This is a genomic window from Streptococcus sp. HMSC067H01 (assembly GCF_001814775.1).
Classification (GTDB): domain Bacteria; phylum Bacillota; class Bacilli; order Lactobacillales; family Streptococcaceae; genus Streptococcus.
Genome location: NZ_KV817808.1, coordinates 17,609 through 36,431 on the forward strand (window position 1 = coordinate 17,609; position 18,823 = coordinate 36,431).

Here is an 18,823-nt window from a genome sequence, read left to right on the forward strand (position 1 = left end):
TAATAGATACATATGGAGGACAGAATATGTCAAGTGTAAAATTGTATCTAGTGCGTCATGGGAAAACAATGTTTAATACGATTGGGCGTGCTCAAGGTTGGAGTGATACTCCTTTAACAGCTGAAGGTGAGCGAGGCATTCACGAATTGGGAATTGGTTTGCGTGAGTCTGGCTTAACCTTTGAGCGTGCTTATTCAAGTGATTCTGGGCGGACCATTCAGACAATGGGAATTATCCTTGAAGAACTTGGTTTGACAGGGCAAATTCCTTATCGTATGGATAAGCGAATCCGTGAGTGGTGCTTTGGTAGCTTTGATGGTGCTTATGATGGGGACCTATTTATGGGCATCATTCCTCGTATCTTTAATGTCGATCATGTGCATCGTTTGTCCTATGCGGAGCTAGCTGAAGGTTTGGTAGAAGTGGATACAGCAGGCTGGGCTGAAGGATGGGAAAAACTAAGTGGTCGTATCTGGGAAGGCTTTGAAGCTATTGCAAAGGAAATGGAAGCCAATGGCGGAGGGAATGCCCTCGTAGTCAGCCATGGAATGACTATTGGAACTATTGTTTACCTCATTAACGGCATGCATCCGCATGGTCTTGACAATGGGAGTGTTACGGTCCTCGAGTATGAAGATGGTCAGTTTTCAGTCCAGGTTGTTGGGGATCGTAGCTACCGTGAAATTGGACGAGCTCAATTATACGAGCAAGATAGTTCAGAACAATAAAATTCAGTACTAAATGTAGAAGAATTTTTAAAGGATTGATAGAATGCTAATGTCGTGCTTGCACAAGCTTCTGATAGCTGAGTGCTTTGACAATAGCATTCTTTTTTGTTAGAATAGTATCAACATGAAAGCATAAGAAGGGACTGACAGAACTGTAGTCCCCTTTTGTCTATCTTATAAGGGGGAAATATGCTGTTTCAGAAAATAAAAGCCTATAAATGGCAGGCCCTGGCTTCCTTGGTTATGACAGGTCTAATGGTAACGAGTTCACTCTTGCAACCACGTTATTTGCAGGAGGTTTTAGAGGCACTGCTAACGGGTGATAATGAAGCTATTTATACTATCGGATTTTGGTTAATTCTTGTTGCCTTGATTGGTTTGGTTGCAGGTGGGATCAATGTAGTGTTAGCAGCTTACATTGCTCAAGGAGTTTCGTCTGACTTACGTGAAGATGCCTTTCGTAAGATTCAAACTTTTTCATACGCCAATATTGAGAAGTTTAATGCAGGGAACCTTGTTGTCCGTATGACCAACGATATCAACCAGATTCAAAACGTCGTTATGATGACCTTCCAAATCCTCTTTCGACTACCGATTTTATTTATTGGTTCCTTTATATTAGCTATTGTTACTCTGCCTTCGCTATGGTGGGTGCTGGTTCTTATGGTCGTTTTGATCGTCGCCATGACAGGTCTTATGATGGGGATGATGGGACCTCGATTTGCAAAATTCCAGACCTTATTGGAGCGTATCAATGCCATTGCCAAAGAAAATTTACGTGGTGTGCGCGTGGTTAAATCTTTTGTCCGGGAAAAAGACCAGTTTGATAAGTTTACGCAGGTATCCGATGAATTGTTGGGAGAAAACCTTTATATCGGCTACGCCTTTTCTATCGTTCAACCTGTAATGATGATGATTTCATACGGGGCTGTCTTTCTTTCAATCTGGCTTGTAGCAGGTATGGCAGAGTCAGATCCGTCAGTAGTTGGTTCCATTGCTTCCTTTGTAAACTACCTGAGTCAGATTATCTTTACCATCGTCATGGTTGGATTTTTGGGGAACTCAGTTACTCGTGCCATGATTTCCCTTCGTCGTATTCGTGAAATCCTTGATACAGAACCAGCTATGACTTTCAATGATGTGGAAGATGAAGAATTGGAAGGAAGTCTCAGTTTTGAAAATGTGACCTTTACCTATCCAAATGATGAAGAACCTATCCTAAAAGATGTATCCTTTGATATCGCAGCTGGTGAAATGGTTGGGGTTGTCGGAGCAACTGGTGCAGGGAAATCAACCTTGGCTCAGTTGATTCCACGATTATTTGATCCTCAGCAAGGTTCGATCAAGATTGATGGAAAGGATATTCGGACAGTTAGTGAAGGGACGCTTCGTAAGACAGTTTCTATCGTCCTACAAAGAGCCATTCTCTTTAGTGGAACCATCGCAGATAATCTCAGACAAGGTAAGGGAGATGCGACAGTTTCAGAAATGGAACGCGCAGCTCGTATTGCCCAGGCCAGTGAATTTATTAGTCGTATGGACTTGGCCTTTGAAAGTCCGGTTGAGGAACGTGGGACCAACTTTTCTGGTGGACAGAAACAACGAATGTCTATTGCGCGTGGGATTGTCAGCAATCCTCGTATCTTGATTTTTGATGATTCAACCTCTGCCCTTGATGCCAAATCGGAACGTTTGGTTCAAGAAGCCCTCAACAAGGATTTGAAGGGGACGACTACGATTATCATCGCACAAAAGATTAGCTCTGTTGTGCATGCTGATAAAATTTTAGTGCTTGACCAAGGTCGCTTGATTGGTCAAGGCAAACACGCTGACTTGGTTGCATCAAACCCAGTTTATCGTGAAATTTACGAGACGCAAAAAGGAAAGGAGGAGTAGGATGAAGACATTTGAATTCTTTTGGAACTATTTTAAAGTTTATAAGATATCCTTTGTCGTTGTTATTGCGATGATTATCATTGCAACGATTGCACAAGCCCTCTTTCCAGTATTTGCAGGTCAAACAGTCACAGAGCTGGCTAATTTGGTTATAGCTTATCAAAATGGAAATCCTGATATGGTTTGGCAAAGTCTATTAGGACTCTTGATTAATCTTGCTTATATTTTGGTTGTGCTCGTGGTGTCGAGTCTTATCTATATGGTTTTGATGAGCCGTATTATTGCTGAATCGACAAATGAGATGCGTAAGGGCCTTTTTGGCAAGCTTTCTCGCTTGACTGTTTCCTTCTTTGACCGCCATCAAGATGGTGATATCCTGTCACGTTTTACCAGTGATTTGGATAATATTCTCCAAGCTTTCAACGAAAGTTTAGTGTCTGTCATGACCAATATTGCCCTTTACATTGGTTTGCTGATTGTCATGTTCGCAAAAAATGTTACCTTGGCTTTGATTACAATTGCCAGCACTCCGATAGCTGTCATCATGTTGATTGTCATTTTGAAATTGGCAAGAAAATATACCAATCTTCAACAAAAAGAGGTTGGCAAGCTCAATGCTTATATGGATGAGAGTATCTCTGGTCAAAAAGCCGTTATTGTTCAAGGCATTCAAGAAGATGTGATTGCAGGTTTTGTTGAGCAAAATGAACGGGTTCGAAAAGCAACCTTTAAGGGCAGAATGTTTTCAGGAATTCTCTTTCCTGTCATGAACGGAATGAGCTTGGTCAATACAGCTATTGTTATTTTTGTCGGTTCAGCTGTCTTACTGAATGATAAGAACATCGAGACAGCGACAGCTCTGGGTTTGATTGTCATGTTTACCCAGTTTTCTCAGCAATATTACCAACCCATTATCCAATTAGCGGCGAGCTGGGGAAGTTTGCAACTGGCCTTTACAGGTGCTGACCGTATCCAAGAAATGTTTGATGCAGAAGAAGAAGTCCGTCCTCAAGATGCTCCAGTCTTTAATGAATTAAAAGAGGGTGTAGAGATTAGCAAGGTAGACTTTTCATACCTGCCAGGGAAACCGATTCTAAAAGATGTTAGCATTTCAGCTCCAAAAGGGAAAATGATTGCGGTAGTTGGTCCGACAGGTTCAGGGAAAACAACTATCATGAACTTGATCAATCGTTTTTATGATGTGGATGCAGGTGGTATCAGCTTTGATGGAACAGATATTCGCGAGTTTGATTTAGACAGTTTGCGAAGTAAGGTAGGAATTGTCCTACAGGATTCTGTTTTGTTCAGTGGAACTATTCGGGACAATATTCGATTCGGTGTACCGGATGCTAGTCAGGAGATGGTAGAAGCAGCTGCTAAGGCTACGCATATCCATGAATATATCGAAAGTCTACCAGATAAGTACGATACTCTGATTAATGATGATCAGAGCGTATTCTCAACCGGTCAGAAGCAGTTGATTTCTATTGCTCGTACCTTGATGACAGATCCTCAGGTCTTAATTTTGGATGAGGCAACATCAAACGTGGATACTGTAACAGAGAGCAAGATTCAAAATGCCATGGAAGCTATTGTGGCAGGAAGAACTAGTTTTGTGATTGCTCACCGCTTGAAAACCATTCTTAATGCGGATCAGATTATTGTCCTTAAGGATGGTCAAGTTATCGAACAAGGAAATCATCATGAATTACTCAAGCTTGGAGGATTTTACTCCGAACTGTACCATAATCAATTTGTCTTTGAATAATACTCTTCGAAAATCTCTTCAAACCACGTCAGCGTCCCCTTGCCGTATATGTGTTACTGACTTCGTCAGTTCTATCCACAACCTCAAAACTGTGTTTTGAGCAACCTGCGGCTAGCTTCCTAGTTTGCTCTTTGATTTTCATTGAGTATAAGCAAAAAAGTTGTCCTAATTTTGGGCAACTTTTTCTGATAAAAAAAATTTATCACGGACTTAAAAAATACATATTAGACAGGAGTGGGGAAGGATGATAAGATAAGATTATCAATGGAGAAGGAAAGGAAATCAGTGATGGCAAGAACAGTTGTTGGAGTTGCAGCAAATCTATGTCCTGTGGACGCAGAAGGAAAAAATATTCATTCATCAGTCTCTTGTAAATTTGCTGAGAGTATTCGTCAGGTTGGCGGACTTCCTTTGGTCATCCCAGTTGGTGATGAGTCGGTGGTCCATGACTATGTAGAAATGATTGATAAGCTTATCTTAACTGGAGGGCAAAATGTCCATCCTCAGTTTTATGGTGAGGAAAAAACAATTGATAGCGACGACTATAACCTAACTCGCGACGAGTTTGAGCTAGCTCTTCTACAAGAGGCCCTACGTCAGAATAAGCCAATCTTAGCCATTTGCCGTGGCGTTCAGCTTGTCAATGTTGCCTTTGGTGGGACACTCAATCAGGAGATTGAAGGTCATTGGCAAGGCCTACCTTTTGGGACTTCACATTCTATTGAGACAGTGGATGGCAGTGTCGTGTCGAAATTATTTGGTAAAGAAAGTCAGGTTAATTCAGTGCATCGTCAGAGCATTAAAGATCTGGCACCCAATTTCCGTGTGACGGCTGTGGATCCACGTGATCAAACTGTTGAAGCAATTGAATCCATTGATGAGCACCGTATTATTGGTCTTCAGTGGCATCCAGAGTTTCTAGTCAATGAAGAAGATGGCAATTTAGAATTATTTGAGTATTTATTGAATGAATTGTAACGACTAGAAAATTAGTCGTTTTTTATTCAATATTTACGAATATTTATAGAATTGTATTTTTACGCAAACGTTTGAATTGTGATAAAAATTGGAAATTTTTAGTATAAAAACTTGAAAAAATTGTTAGTAAGCGTTATGATAGAAAAGAAGAAATTTTGGAGGAATACTATGTCACATATTAAATTTGATTATTCAAAAGTATTAGACAAATTTGTTGCACCACATGAAGTGGACTACATGCAAGCACAAGTTACAGCAGCAGACGAATTGATCCGTAAAGGAACTGGTGCTGGGAGCGACTTCTTGGGTTGGTTGGACCTTCCTGAAAACTACGACCGCGAAGAATTTGACCGCATCTTGAAAGCAGCTGAACAAATCAAATCAGACAGCGATGTTTTGGTTGTTATCGGTATCGGTGGATCTTACCTTGGAGCGAAAGCAGCCATCGACTTCTTGAACCACCACTTTGCAAACTTGCAAACCAAAGAAGAACGCAAAGCACCACAAATCCTTTACGCTGGAAACTCAATCTCATCTACTTACCTTGCTGACTTGGTAGAGTACGTTGCAGACAAAGACTTCTCAGTAAACGTGATTTCTAAATCAGGTACAACAACTGAACCAGCCATCGCTTTCCGTGTCTTTAAAGAACTTTTGGTTAAGAAATACGGTCAAGAAGAAGCTAACAAACGTATCTACGCAACTACTGACCGCCAAAAAGGTGCTGTTAAGGTTGAAGCAGATGCTAACGGTTGGGAAACATTTGTGGTTCCAGATGATATCGGTGGACGCTTCTCAGTATTGACAGCAGTTGGTTTGCTTCCAATCGCAGCATCAGGTGCAGATATCAAAGCCCTTATGGAAGGTGCTAATGCTGCTCGTAAAGACTACACTTCAGACAAACTTTCAGAAAACGAAGCTTACCAATATGCTGCAGTGCGTAACATCCTTTACCGTAAAGGCTATGCAACTGAAATCTTGGTAAACTACGAGCCATCACTTCAATACTTCTCAGAATGGTGGAAACAATTGGCTGGTGAGTCAGAAGGAAAAGACCAAAAAGGTATCTACCCAACTTCAGCTAACTTCTCAACAGACTTGCACTCATTGGGTCAATTTATCCAAGAAGGAACTCGTATCATGTTTGAAACAGTTGTCCGTGTTGACAAACCTCGTAAGAACGTGATCATCCCTACTTTGGAAGAAGACCTTGACGGACTTGGTTACCTTCAAGGAAAAGACGTTGACTTTGTAAACAAAAAAGCGACTGACGGTGTTCTTCTTGCCCACACTGATGGTGACGTGCCAAACATGTACGTGACTCTTCCTGAGCAAGATGCCTTCACTCTTGGTTACACAATCTACTTCTTCGAATTGGCCATCGCCCTTTCAGGTTACTTGAACGCTATCAACCCATTTGACCAACCAGGTGTTGAAGCCTACAAACGTAACATGTTTGCCCTTCTTGGTAAACCAGGATTTGAAGAATTGAGCAAAGAACTCAACGCTCGTCTATAATAGAGCTAAAAAGAGTGGTAAATCCACTCTTTTTGCTATTTCTTGAAAAGAGAAATTGGACTCTGGCAAGACTTGTGATATAATATAGAGAGCAAAAAGGCAGACGCCTAGAGACTTTATAGGAGAAGATATGTCAAAAGATATTCGTGTGCGTTATGCACCAAGTCCAACAGGACTATTACACATCGGTAATGCCCGTACAGCATTGTTTAACTATTTGTATGCACGCCACCATGGTGGAACTTTTATCATCCGTATCGAAGATACTGACCGCAAACGTCATGTCGAAGACGGAGAACGTTCACAGCTTGAAAACCTTCGTTGGTTAGGCATGAACTGGGATGAAAGTCCAGAGACTCATGAAAACTACCGCCAGTCTGAGCGTTTGGAACTCTATCAAAAATATATCGACCAACTCTTAGCTGAAGGAAAAGCCTACAAATCTTACGTTACAGAAGAAGAGTTAGCAGCAGAACGTGAACGCCAAGAAGCCGCTGGTGAAACACCTCGCTACATCAACGAATACCTTGGTATGAGCGAAGAAGAAAAAACAGCTTACGTTGCAGAACGTGAAGCAGCGGGCATCATCCCGACGGTTCGTTTGGCTGTCAATGAGTCTGGTATTTACAAGTGGCATGACATGGTCAAAGGCGATATCGAGTTTGAAGGTGGCAATATCGGTGGGGACTGGGTTATCCAAAAGAAAGATGGCTACCCAACTTACAACTTTGCCGTTGTGATTGATGACCACGATATGCAAATCTCTCATGTCATTCGTGGAGATGACCACATTGCCAATACACCAAAACAACTCATGGTTTATGAAGCACTTGGATGGGAAGCACCTGAGTTTGGTCACATGACTTTGATTATTAACTCTGAAACTGGTAAGAAGTTGTCTAAACGTGACACCAATACACTTCAGTTCATCGAAGATTACCGTAAGAAGGGGTACCTTCCAGAAGCAGTCTTTAACTTTATCGCTCTTCTTGGCTGGAACCCTGGCGGGGAAGACGAAATCTTCTCTCGTGAAGAACTCATCAAGCTCTTTGATGAAAACCGTCTTAGCAAGTCTCCAGCAGCCTTCGACCAGAAGAAACTTGATTGGATGAGTAATGACTATATCAAGAATGCAGACCTTGAAACTATTTTTGAAATGGCAAAACCATTCCTTGAAGAAGCAGGACGTTTGACGGATAAGGCTGAGAAATTGGTGGAACTTTACAAACCACAAATGAAGTCAGTTGACGAAATCGTTCCATTGACAGACCTTTTCTTCTCAGACTTCCCAGAATTGACAGAAGCTGAGCGAGAAGTCATGGCTGGTGAAACTGTTCCAACTGTACTTGAAGCCTTCAAAGCAAAACTTGAAGCTATGTCAGACGATGAGTTTGTGGTAGAAAATATCTTCCCACAAATCAAAGCAGTTCAAAAAGAAACAGGTATCAAAGGGAAGAACCTCTTCATGCCAATCCGTATCGCTGTTTCAGGTGAGATGCATGGGCCAGAACTACCAGAAACCATCTACTTGCTTGGCCGCGAAAAATCAATCCAACATATCGAAAAAATGTTGGCAGAGATTGCAAAATAAGCTAAGTTTCGACTACTTTTAATTATAGTAATTGTAGGACTTAGTTCAGAGAGAATCAGATGGTTCTCTCTTTTTTATTGCCAAAGCAGAATCATATTCAATTAATACTCTTCGAAAATCAAATTCAAACCACGTCAGCTTCGCCTTGCCGTACTCAAGTACAGCCTGCGGCTAGCTTCCTAGTTTGCTCTTTGATTTTCATTGAGTATAAATTTTTAAGTGACGCTTTAAAAAGAGTTCTTTTTATATGTACTTATTTGAAAATGCAAAAGTTTTAGTGTATAATGTTAAGTGACAGGGCAGGGGAAAGAAGTCAGTGATATGGTAAAATTCTTTACAAACAGACTCGAATTAGCCCAGACATCGTCTATGTTGTTTGTTGAGTCGACTTATTTTTTCTTTGCGTTTTGCTGATCACAGGAAGAAATTCGTGCGTTCATGCAACTATCATCCATAACGATGCCTTCGTTTTCGATTCTTAGTTGATATGCAACTGTGTATCTACTCTTTCTTTTCCAGAGAATAGAAAGGAATCGACCTTGCTCTGTTTACCTTGCGTTAAGCAAGGTTTTTTTGTGGAATAGTACTGGGCGATTTACGATTTTTCTATCAAGTGGTATAATATTAACTATCCTGATGAATTGAGGAACTCAAATGAAAGAATTTAACAAATCAATCAAATTAGAGCATGTGGCTTACGACATCCGTGGTCCAGTCCTTGAGGAGGCCATGCGTATGCGAGCAAATGGGGAAAAAATCCTCCGTTTGAATACAGGGAACCCAGCTGAGTTTGGCTTTACAGCACCAGATGAGGTCATCCATGATTTGATTATGAATGCGCGTGATAGTGAAGGTTATTCGGACTCAAAAGGGATCTTTTCAGCTCGCAAAGCAATCATGCAGTACTGCCAGCTCAAGAAATTCCCCAATGTTGGTATTGACGATATTTACCTTGGGAATGGGGTTAGTGAGCTGATTGTTATGTCTATGCAAGGTCTCTTGGACAATGGTGATGAGGTCTTGGTCCCTATGCCTGACTATCCTCTTTGGACTGCTGCAGTCAGCCTGGCTGGAGGAAATGCCGTTCACTACGTCTGTGATGAAGAAGCTGAATGGTATCCTGACTTAGATGATATCAAGTCTAAGATTAGTTCAAATACTAAGGCTATCGTTTTGATCAATCCAAATAATCCAACGGGAGCCCTCTATCCTAAAGAACTCTTACTAGATATCATTGAGATTGCTCGTCAAAATGACTTGATTATCTTTGCGGATGAAATTTACGACCGTATGGTTATGGACGGCAATGTCCACACACCAGTAGCTAGTCTAGCACCAGACCTTTTCTGTGTCAGCATGAATGGTCTGTCTAAATCTCACCGTATCGCAGGTTTCCGTGTGGGTTGGATGGTTTTGTCTGGTCCTAAGAAGCATGTCAAAGGCTATATCGAAGGGCTTAATATGCTCTCAAATATGCGTCTCTGCTCTAACGTCCTAGCGCAACAAGTTGTTCAAACTTCACTCGGTGGTCACCAATCGGTGGACGAACTACTATTGCCAGGTGGTCGTATCTATGAACAAAGAAACTTTATTTATAATGCCATTCAAGATATTCCAGGTTTGTCCGCGGTTAAACCTAAAGCGGGTCTTTATATCTTCCCTAAAATTGACCGCAATATGTACCGTATCGATGATGATGAGCAGTTTGTCCTTGATTTCTTGAAGCAAGAAAAGGTGCTTTTGGTTCATGGACGAGGATTTAACTGGAGAGAACCAGATCACTTCCGTATCGTTTATCTACCACGTGTAGATGAGTTAGCCCAAATCCAAGAAAAGATGACTCGTTTCTTGAAACAGTATCGTAGATAAGGCTTTCATAGCAAAAAAGCTGGAAACATTTGTCAGAGCTATTGACAAATGCAAAAGAATCAGATAGAATAGTAAAGTATGTTTAGTAACTGATCACTTTATAGCCGGCTAAACGAATACAAAATCTATGAGGAGGTATTCATCGTGAAACGTACTTATCAACCAAGTAAACTACGTCGTGCGCGCAAACACGGATTCCGTAACCGTATGTCAACTAAAAACGGTCGTCGCGTATTGGCAGCTCGTCGTCGTAAAGGACGCAAAGTTTTGGCTGCATAATCCAAACAAATTCAACAATGAAGTCAGTAGGAACTCGAGTCTACTGGCTTTTGTTTTGCTCTAAAATAATAGTTTGTATAAGCTTTCTATTTTTTCTATAATAGTGTATAATATTTCATATACTATATAAATGGAGAATATTTATGAAAAAATCAAAAATCCTTCTACTAGGAGTTGGGCTTTTGAGTGCAAGCTTCTTGATGGCAGCTTGTAGCTCGACACAGTCAAATGCATCTGATAAAACCTACTCTTATGTATTTGCTAGCAATCCAGATACATTAGACTACATTACTTCGACACGTGGCTCGACGTCTAGCATTACGACAAACTTGATTGATGGTTTGTTGGAAAATGATAAGTATGGCAATCTGGTTCCTTCCATGGCTGAATCATGGACAGTATCAAAAGATGGCTTGACCTATACCTATAAAATCCGTCAAGGTGTCAAGTGGTATACCTCTGAAGGGGAAGAATATGCAGAGGTAACAGCTCATGACTTTGTGACAGGCCTAAAGTATGCGGCGGATAAAAAAGCAGAAAACTTGTACCTGGTGCAAGACTCTATCAAAGGTTTGGCGGACTATGTTGAGGGGCAATCATCAGACTTTGAGACTGTTGGTATCAAGGCAGTCGATGACTATACTCTCCAATATACCTTAAACAAGCCGGAGTCCTATTGGAATTCTAAGACAACAGGTGGAATTTTGAGTCCAGTCAATGAAGCTTTTTTGAAATCTAAGGGGGACGAATTTGGAAGTGTAACTCCATCTAGTATCCTGTCAAATGGACCTTACTTATTCAAATCATTCACTTCAAAATCTTTAATTGAGTTTGAAAAAAATCCTAATTACTGGGACAAGGACAATGTGAAGATTGAAAAAGTAAAACTTTCCTTCTATGACGGTTCAGACCAAGATAGTTTGGCTAGAGGATTCTTGGAAGGCAACTATACAGACGGGCGTATTTTCCCAACAAGCTCAGTCTTTGATCAGCTGAAAAAAGGGAATGAAGATAAGATTACCTATACCCCTCAAAATGCTGTAACCTTCTACTATCTCTTTAATGTCAACCGTCAAAGCTACAAGCAAACCATGAAACAGACGGATAAAGAAAAGACGGATTCTCGTCTAGCGATGCAAAATAAAGACTTCCGTCAAGCTATTAACTTTGCCTTTGACCGTCATGCCTATGCTGCACAGACAAATGGAGAAGATGGGGCTGATCGAATTCTTCGAAACACAGTCACACCAAGTAACTTTGTTCAAATCGGCGGCAAAAACTTTGGAGATGCTGTCAATGAAAAGATGGTCAACTATGGTACAGAGTGGTCTAATATCAATCTGAACGACGCTCAAGCTGCTTTCTTAGATCCTGAAAAAGCCAAGGCTGAGTTTACCAAGGCTAAAGAAAGTTTGCAGGCAGAAGGTGTGACCTTCCCTATCCACTTGGATATGTTGGTAGACCAAACTGCTAAGTTGGACGTTCAACAGGCAAGCTCCTTCAAACAGACCGTTGAAGCAACGCTTGGATCAGATAATGTTGTGATTGATATTATTCAATTGTCTCCAGATGAGAAAGACAATGCTACCTTCTTTGCGGATACCGCCGATCAAAAGGACTATGACATCGACATCTCAGGTTGGAGTGGGGATTTCTCAGATCCGAAAACCTATCTTGATCTCTTGGATCCAGACTCTGGTTCTCAGTTGAAAAATCTTGGCTTGACTCCAGGAAAAGACAATGAAGTCAAAGAAAAACTCGATTTAGCTACCTACAAGGAGTTGTTGGATGCGGCAGATAAAGAGAATGAAAATACGCAAACACGTTATGAAAAATTTGCCGAAGTTCAAGCTTGGTTGACAGATAGTGCTCTCTTCCTACCAGTTCAAAGTGGAGGAGCTAATCCAATCTTCCGTAAGACAGTTCCGTTTACAGGGGCCTTCTCATTTGTTGGGCACAAAGGAGATGCGGACAACTACAAATATGTTGAATTGCAAAAGGAACCAGTGACTGCTAAACAGTATCAAGAACTTTATGAAAAATGGCAAAAAGAAAAAGCTGAGTCTAATAAAAAAGCCCAAGAAGATTTGGCTAACCACGTTCGATAGAAGAAGGTTATCAATAAAATTTTAATACTCTTCGAAAATCTCTTCAAACTGCGTCAACGTCGCCTTTCCGTAGGTATGGTTACTGACTTCGTCAGTTCTATCCACAACCTCAAAACTGTGTTTTGAGCTGACTTCGTCAGTTTCATCTACAACCTCAAAGCAGTGCTTTGAGCAACCTGCGGCTAGTTTCCTAGTTTGCTCTTTGATTTTCATTGAGTATAAGTCTAATTTTAGGGACTAGATTCAGAAAAAAGGCATTACCAGGAGCTTATTGGTTCTGGTAATGCCTTTTCTTTATTCTTTCAAATGATATGAATAGCTAGCAACGACGACATCTTCGTGCCATCTGAGAGCGTATTTTAATTTGAGACTCATTTGATTGTGGAGGATATTTTGCCAAGGTTTGTTAGGGATAAATTGGGGTACTAGAACTGTAACCGTGTAGTTCTTTTTCTTGGCTTCTTGAGAGATTTTTCGAACATATCGAACTGTAGGTGTGATAATATTGCGATAGCTGGTATTAATGTTTTTAAGAGTAATATTTGGGAAGTAGTCGGCAAATTCTTGGAGGATTTCTTGGTCTTTTTCCTCAGTTTCCTTGGTGGAAATATGCATGGCCAAAACTTCATCTCCGATGCTTTGAGCGTAATTAATCGCTCCAACACTGACTCGAGTAACATTTCCCACTAATACAAGAACGACATTGCCATCGTAGCTTTGCTTTTGAATTCCTTCATAAAGTCGAAGTTGTTTGGCCACTTTTTGGTAATGACTGTGGATGGACAAAAATAGGAAGGTTAGGACCAGGATAATTGGGAAGAAGGGCCAGATATCCCCAAGTCTGAAGAAGAGTAGGATAAGAACGATAGCGTAACAAATGATGGCGCCGAGGATGTTAGCAAAGGCAGATTTTAAGAAATGAGAGCCTTTTTCTTTTTTCCAATGACGAATCATACCTGTTTGAGAAAGGGCAAAAGGAACAAAAACTCCGATAGTATAAAGAGGGATTAAGCGTTCTGTATTTCCATTGAAAATAAGCAGAAGGATTATAGCACCAAAAGCTAAGGTTAAAATACCGTTTGAGTAACCCAGGCGGTCTCCCTTTTCCATAAAGAGATGGGGCATGTACTTGTTCTTAGCCATATTGTAAGCCAACATTGGAAAGGCAGAAAAACCAGTATTTGCAGCAACGGCTAGGATTAGGGCAGTTGAGAATTGGAAGAGATAATAAACAATCTGACCGAGAGCTGAATCCCCTAAAATCCCTTTAGCCATTTGTGAGAGGATTGTTTCTCCGTGTTGAGGTGTAATCCCCATCCAGTAGTTTAAGAAGGTAATCCCTGCAAATAGAAATCCAAGAATCAGAGACATGATGGTCAATGTTTGAGCTGCGTTTTTTTCTTTAGGGGTCTTGAAAAATGGAACGGCATTTGAGATAGCTTCAACTCCAGTTAGTGAGGCCGAACCGCTGGTAAAGGCCCTTAAAATTAGGACAATTGAGAGACTTGGGACGGTTTGACCAATAGAGGAAGTTGCATGATAGCTGAGAGAACCTGTCAACAGTTGGAAGATACCAAACAATAAGAGGAAGACGGTACTAAAGATAAAAAGATAGACCGGAATCATCAGAGAACTAGCAGATTCCCTCAAGCCTCGCAGATTCAAAAGCATGAGCAAACATACTAGAAAAATGGAGATGTGGAGGTTATAGGGGTGGAGGGCAGGAAGTGCAGCAGTGATAGCGTCAGCGCCTGCTGCCACTGATACGGCTACTGTTAGCATATAGTCAACAAGCAGACTTCCCCCAGCAATCAAACCTAACTCAGGGGAGAGGTTTTCTCGAGTAACCATATAGGCACCTCCACCTTGAGGGTAGGCATGGATGATTTGTCTATAAGAAATGGTCAGGCTAGCTAATAGTAAGAGGACAAAAATGCCGATAGGAAGACTCCACCAGATAGCAAGCGGAGAAAGACTAGCCAAGACGAGAACGACCTGTTCAGGTCCATAAGCGATAGAAGATAGGGCATCACTTGATAGCATTGCGAGTGCCTGCGTTTTTCCAAGTAGTCCTCCCTCGCCTTCAGTTAAGGACTTAAGGGGACGACCAATAAAGGTATATTTTAGTTTTGTAAACATTTTCTTTCCTTTTCTGAAAATTTCAACAAGAGTTATTATACTGCTATGAAAAAAAGTCGTCAAGAAAAAATGAATGATTTCAAAATATTTTTTCCTATAAGGATGAGACTAGTTTTTTTGGTATAATAGAAGGTAGAAAAAACGAGGAAATATAAATGATTTTTGATACACATACACATTTAAATATAGATGATTTTTTAGGACGTGAGGAAGAAGAACTAGCCTTAGCAGCTGAAATGGGCGTGACTCGGATGAATATTGTAGGTTTTGACAAACCGACTATTGAGCGTGCTCTTGAACTAGTGGACAAGTATGACCAACTCTATGCGACTATTGGTTGGCATCCTACGGAAGCAGGGACCTATACAGAGGATGTTGAGAATTACTTATTGGAAAAACTAAAACACCCTAAAGTGATTGCCTTGGGGGAGATTGGTTTGGACTACCACTGGATGACAGCATCTAAAGAAGTGCAGGAGCAAGTTTTCCATCGTCAGATCCAGCTGTCTAAGGAACTAGACTTACCATTTGTGGTTCACACCCGTGATGCGCTTGAAGATACTTATGAGATTATCAAGAGTGAAGGAGTTGGTCCTCGTGGTGGCATCATGCACTCCTTTTCAGGTTCTTTGGATTGGGCGGAGAAGTTTGTAGATCTTGGTATGACTATTTCCTTTTCTGGGGTGGTGACTTTCAAGAAGGCGACAGATATTCAGGAAGCAGCCAAAGAGTTACCTTTGGATAAGATTTTGGTAGAAACGGATGCACCTTATTTAGCCCCAGTACCCAAGCGTGGTCGCGAAAACAAAACAGCTTACACGCGCTATGTAGTGGACTTTATTGCGGACTTGCGTGGCATGACGACAGAAGAAATAGCTGCTGCGACCAGTGCCAATGCTGAAGGAATCTTTGGACTGGAACATAAATCATGAAAGAGAAAATTTCCCAAGTCATCGTAGTCGAGGGGCGTGATGATACGGCCAATCTTAAACGTTATTTTGATGTGGAGACCTATGAGACTCGTGGTTCGGCTATCAATGAACAGGACCTTGAACGAATCCAACGTCTACATGAACGTTATGGGGTGATTGTCTTTACAGATCCTGATTTCAACGGGGAACGCATTCGTCGGATGATTATGACGGCCATTCCGACAGTTCAGCACGCCTTTCTCAAACGAGACGAGGCAGTTCCTAAGTCTAAGACCAAGGGACGTTCTCTGGGAATAGAACATGCCAGTTACGAAGACTTGAAAACAGCGCTAGAACAAGTAACAGAACAGTTTGAAGTAGAAAGCGACTTTGATATTAGCCGTAGCGACTTGATTCGTCTTGGTTTTCTAGCTGGAGCAGACAGCCGAAAACGCAGAGAATATCTAGGAGAAAGCCTTCGTATCGGTTATTCCAATGGGAAACAACTCCTTAAACGTTTAGAGTTATTTGGGATTAGCTTGGCAGAAGTTGAAGAGGTCATGAAATCGTATGAGAATTGAGAAACTGCCCCAAAATACCAAGGGAATATGATACAATAGAAGTAATCATATGCTGGTTATCAGGAGATAAAAGGCTACTTGATAGCAAGACTTAGATAAGAGTATTGACAACATCATTTCTTGCCTAAACTGCTAAGGAGTAGTAACAACAAGGAGAAAAAATGGGAATCTTTGACTATTTGAAAAAGACTGAAGCGGAAGAAGAGTCTAAAAACAATGCATGTGTGGGAGTTTTGGACTTTCTCCCGATGAAGGAAACGAATCAATTATTGATTGTTGGGAGTTTAGAAGGTAGGCTCAAGGTTGGGGATCAGTTGCAGTTTTGCAATCCTGACCAAGGAATGGAAAGTCTTGGTACTGTAGAAGTCCAAAAACTCAGCAGTCAAAACAAAGATGCAGCTAGTCTAACTGATGAAGTTCTTGCCCATCTAGTGGTTGATAGGATTCCTTCTTTGGATAAACTGAAAAAGGGAAGTGTGCTCTTTAGTTCAGGTATTGAGGAAGAGCAAAAATTATCTAGCTATTCAGATGCTCTGTATCGTGTTTTTGTAGCCATCCAAGAGGGGCAATTAACCAATGAGGATTATTTGGCAGCTAGCCTTGATGACAGCGTAGAGATTTTACGTCTCTTTTTATGGAAATGCCGTCAAAATCATGAAACTGAAAGTGAAGAAAACTATCAAGCCAACACTCGCAAGTTGGAACGTCTAGCGGAAGTCGTTAAAGATAAGCTCTTAGAAGCAGATGTAGTTTATGCAGTTTATTCAGAAAAAACAGGCGAACCTTACCTCTTTTCAACTACTTATGATAGAGGTGAGGAAGGTTATCTGTGTACTGATCCCATGATCATGCTTTTGACACCATCTTGGTATCGCCAATTCAAGGAAACCATTGACAGCCGACCAAACTCAGTTGTAAAACTGATTGAAAATACGGAAGATAAAAAAGGGATTGAGAATTTCCTTGGGACAGCATTTTACTTAAATGGTGCCTTGGGAGCAATCTTTAATTCCAAGGAAGTCAGCATCAGTGCTCCTGCCTTGGTTCAAAAACCAGATTTTTCTGATTTACCAGAAATACAAGTGCCTGTCATGAATCCTGACCTGGTAAGATGGATGCTCTTGATGGGGCAGATGGACCAACCGACTACAGAAGAGCAAGAACTAGTTTATGGGCTTTACTACAAGTTCTTCTCTATGGCTATGCCTAAAGCAAAATTCTTGCTTCCATTAGATGCAACATCAGGATTCCCAGAGGATAATTCAGAAGGGAATTCCTTTGTTTTGGAAAAAGACGCTAACTTTAATATTCCCGTTAGAGAGGGAAAAGATGGACGAAATTCAATTCCAGTATTTACTGATTGGAAACGTCTGAGAATGGTCTTTGATGAAAAGTGGAATGGCATGATTGAAGAAGCTGGAGGCATGATTGAAGGCTTTGACTATGCCATAAACCCAACGGAATACTATGAAGCGGGTGCTTATGTTAGTCTAACAGCTTTTAAAGAAATGCAAGAGCTCAGTGACAAGCAAAGAGGAAGAGCTCAAGATTAGAAAGTTCTTTAATATTAGAAAAGAGAATAAATGAGAATTGCAGATTATAGCGTGACCAAGGCAGTGCTGGAGCGTCACGGTTTTACCTTTAAAAAGTCCTTTGGGCAAAATTTTTTGACGGATACCAATATCCTTCAAAAAATTGTGGATACGGCTGAAGTTGATGACCAGGTCAATGTCATTGAGATTGGGCCAGGTATTGGTGCCTTGACTGAATTTTTGGCTGAGCGTGCAGCTGAAGTCATGGCCTTTGAGATTGACCACCGTTTGGTACCGATTTTAGCAGATACCCTGCGTGATTTTGACAACGTGACCGTAGTTAACGAAGATATTCTTAAGGTTGATTTGGCGCAGCATATCCAAAATTTTAAAAATCCTGACTTACCAATTAAGGTAGTGGCCAACTTACCTTACTACATCACGACCCCTATTCTCATGCACTTGATTGAAAGTGGGATTCCTTTTAGTGAGTTTGTGGTTATGATGCAGAAAGAAGTAGCAGATCGTATCTCTGCACAACCAAATACCAAGGCTTATGGTAGTTTGTCGATTGCAGTTCAGTATTACATGACGGCCAAGGTTGCCTTTATCGTACCTCGTACGGTCTTTGTGCCAGCGCCAAATGTGGACTCGGCTATCCTGAAAATGGTACGTCGTCCAGAGCCAGCGGTTGCGGTTGAAGATGAGAACTTCTTCTTTAAGGTTTCCAAGGCTAGTTTCACCCATCGTCGTAAGACCTTGTGGAACAACTTGACTGGTTACTTTGGGAAGACTGAGGAAGTTAAGGATAAGCTGACCAAGGCTTTGGACCAAGCAGACTTGTCACCATCTGTACGTGGAGAAGCTCTGGGCTTGGCGGAATTTGCTAGTTTAGCAGATGCACTTAAAGGACAAGGACTCTAAG

14 protein-coding genes and 1 pseudogene are annotated in these 18,823 nt (G+C 41.2%); 14 read left to right on the top strand and 1 reads right to left on the bottom strand.

The genetic code is table 11. The features are described from left to right. Positions 1–26 precede the first annotated feature (26 nt). The 10 genes and pseudogenes from HMPREF2987_RS08820 (at position 27) to HMPREF2987_RS08860 (ending at position 12,735) form a co-directional block, all read left to right on the top strand. Complete coding sequence (locus HMPREF2987_RS08820; RefSeq protein ID WP_075230219.1) at positions 27–728, top strand: histidine phosphatase family protein; 702 nt, start codon at positions 27–29, stop codon at positions 726–728. 189 nt (positions 729–917) lie between these two features. Next, complete coding sequence (locus HMPREF2987_RS08825; protein ID WP_075230220.1) at positions 918–2,624, top strand: ABC transporter ATP-binding protein; 1,707 nt, start codon at positions 918–920, stop codon at positions 2,622–2,624. Between the two features lies 1 nt (position 2,625). Continuing rightward, the gene (locus HMPREF2987_RS08830) at positions 2,626–4,392 is read left to right on the top strand and encodes an ABC transporter ATP-binding protein (RefSeq protein ID WP_075230221.1); all 1,767 of its coding nucleotides are present in this window, start codon (positions 2,626–2,628) and stop codon (positions 4,390–4,392) included. A 288-nt stretch (positions 4,393–4,680) separates the two neighbouring features. Further along, positions 4,681–5,370, top strand: coding sequence for a gamma-glutamyl-gamma-aminobutyrate hydrolase family protein (locus HMPREF2987_RS08835; protein ID WP_049548212.1), 690 nt, complete (start codon positions 4,681–4,683; stop codon positions 5,368–5,370). Then, positions 5,364–5,552, top strand: a pseudogene (locus HMPREF2987_RS11430) (hypothetical protein). The gene HMPREF2987_RS08835 and the pseudogene HMPREF2987_RS11430 overlap by 7 nt, the downstream one beginning before the upstream one ends. After that, entirely contained in the window at positions 5,539–6,888 is a 1,350-nt protein-coding gene (locus tag HMPREF2987_RS08840) for a glucose-6-phosphate isomerase (protein ID WP_075230222.1), read from the top strand. Before HMPREF2987_RS11430 ends, HMPREF2987_RS08840 begins: the two are co-directional and overlap by 14 nt. A 130-nt stretch (positions 6,889–7,018) precedes the next feature. Then, positions 7,019–8,479, top strand: coding sequence for a glutamate--tRNA ligase (gene gltX, locus HMPREF2987_RS08845; RefSeq protein WP_075230223.1), 1,461 nt, complete (start codon positions 7,019–7,021; stop codon positions 8,477–8,479). Positions 8,480–9,133: 654 nt separating this feature from the next. After that, the gene (locus tag HMPREF2987_RS08850; protein ID WP_075230224.1) at positions 9,134–10,348 is read left to right on the top strand and encodes a pyridoxal phosphate-dependent aminotransferase; all 1,215 of its coding nucleotides are present in this window, start codon (positions 9,134–9,136) and stop codon (positions 10,346–10,348) included. 144 nt (positions 10,349–10,492) lie between these two features. Continuing rightward, positions 10,493–10,627 (top strand): 50S ribosomal protein L34, encoded by a 135-nt coding sequence (rpmH, locus tag HMPREF2987_RS08855; RefSeq protein WP_000831905.1) that lies wholly within the window; start codon positions 10,493–10,495, stop codon positions 10,625–10,627. 143 nt (positions 10,628–10,770) lie between these two features. Beyond that, complete coding sequence (locus HMPREF2987_RS08860) at positions 10,771–12,735, top strand: peptide ABC transporter substrate-binding protein (RefSeq protein WP_075230225.1); 1,965 nt, start codon at positions 10,771–10,773, stop codon at positions 12,733–12,735. Between the two features lie 294 nt (positions 12,736–13,029). Here the strand turns inward: HMPREF2987_RS08860 and HMPREF2987_RS08870 are convergent, their stop codons facing one another. Next, positions 13,030–14,874 carry an APC family permease gene (locus HMPREF2987_RS08870; RefSeq protein WP_075230227.1) on the bottom strand — a complete coding sequence of 615 codons (1,845 nt, stop codon included), beginning with the start codon at positions 14,872–14,874 and terminating at the stop codon, positions 13,030–13,032. A gap of 155 nt (positions 14,875–15,029) precedes the next feature. On the opposite strand from HMPREF2987_RS08870, the gene HMPREF2987_RS08875 reads away from it, so the two are divergent. From HMPREF2987_RS08875 to rsmA, 4 genes are all read left to right on the top strand, one after another. Next, positions 15,030–15,806, top strand: a complete 777-nt coding sequence (locus tag HMPREF2987_RS08875; RefSeq protein ID WP_075230228.1) for a TatD family hydrolase — start codon at positions 15,030–15,032, stop codon at positions 15,804–15,806. Continuing rightward, the gene (gene rnmV, locus HMPREF2987_RS08880) at positions 15,803–16,366 is read left to right on the top strand and encodes a ribonuclease M5 (RefSeq protein ID WP_075230229.1); all 564 of its coding nucleotides are present in this window, start codon (positions 15,803–15,805) and stop codon (positions 16,364–16,366) included. The genes HMPREF2987_RS08875 and rnmV overlap by 4 nt, the downstream gene beginning before the upstream one ends. 161 nt (positions 16,367–16,527) lie before the next feature. Beyond that, the gene (locus tag HMPREF2987_RS08885; RefSeq protein WP_075230230.1) at positions 16,528–17,919 is read left to right on the top strand and encodes an SseB family protein; all 1,392 of its coding nucleotides are present in this window, start codon (positions 16,528–16,530) and stop codon (positions 17,917–17,919) included. Positions 17,920–17,949: 30 nt separating this feature from the next. Continuing rightward, a complete protein-coding gene (gene rsmA / locus HMPREF2987_RS08890; protein WP_075230231.1) occupies positions 17,950–18,822 on the top strand; it encodes a 16S rRNA (adenine(1518)-N(6)/adenine(1519)-N(6))-dimethyltransferase RsmA in 873 nt (290 codons plus the stop codon). Position 18,823 lies beyond the last annotated feature (1 nt).

Excerpts from the sequence above, each read along its gene's own strand:
- HMPREF2987_RS08885 (WP_075230230.1), top strand. The coding sequence starts at position 16,528 with ATGGGAATCTTTGACTATTTGAAAAAGACTGAAGCGGAAGAAGAGTCT.
- HMPREF2987_RS08875 (WP_075230228.1), top strand. The coding sequence starts at position 15,030 with ATGATTTTTGATACACATACACATTTAAATATAGATGATTTTTTAGGA.
- HMPREF2987_RS08835 (WP_049548212.1), top strand. The coding sequence starts at position 4,681 with ATGGCAAGAACAGTTGTTGGAGTTGCAGCAAATCTATGTCCTGTGGAC.
- rsmA (WP_075230231.1), top strand. The coding sequence starts at position 17,950 with ATGAGAATTGCAGATTATAGCGTGACCAAGGCAGTGCTGGAGCGTCAC.
- HMPREF2987_RS08820 (WP_075230219.1), top strand. The coding sequence starts at position 27 with ATGTCAAGTGTAAAATTGTATCTAGTGCGTCATGGGAAAACAATGTTT.
- gltX (WP_075230223.1), top strand. The coding sequence starts at position 7,019 with ATGTCAAAAGATATTCGTGTGCGTTATGCACCAAGTCCAACAGGACTA.
- HMPREF2987_RS08840 (WP_075230222.1), top strand. The coding sequence starts at position 5,539 with ATGTCACATATTAAATTTGATTATTCAAAAGTATTAGACAAATTTGTT.
- HMPREF2987_RS08860 (WP_075230225.1), top strand. The coding sequence starts at position 10,771 with ATGAAAAAATCAAAAATCCTTCTACTAGGAGTTGGGCTTTTGAGTGCA.
- HMPREF2987_RS08870 (WP_075230227.1), bottom strand. The coding sequence starts at position 14,874 with ATGTTTACAAAACTAAAATATACCTTTATTGGTCGTCCCCTTAAGTCC.
- rnmV (WP_075230229.1), top strand. The coding sequence starts at position 15,803 with ATGAAAGAGAAAATTTCCCAAGTCATCGTAGTCGAGGGGCGTGATGAT.
- HMPREF2987_RS08825 (WP_075230220.1), top strand. The coding sequence starts at position 918 with ATGCTGTTTCAGAAAATAAAAGCCTATAAATGGCAGGCCCTGGCTTCC.
- HMPREF2987_RS08850 (WP_075230224.1), top strand. The coding sequence starts at position 9,134 with ATGAAAGAATTTAACAAATCAATCAAATTAGAGCATGTGGCTTACGAC.
- HMPREF2987_RS08830 (WP_075230221.1), top strand. The coding sequence starts at position 2,626 with ATGAAGACATTTGAATTCTTTTGGAACTATTTTAAAGTTTATAAGATA.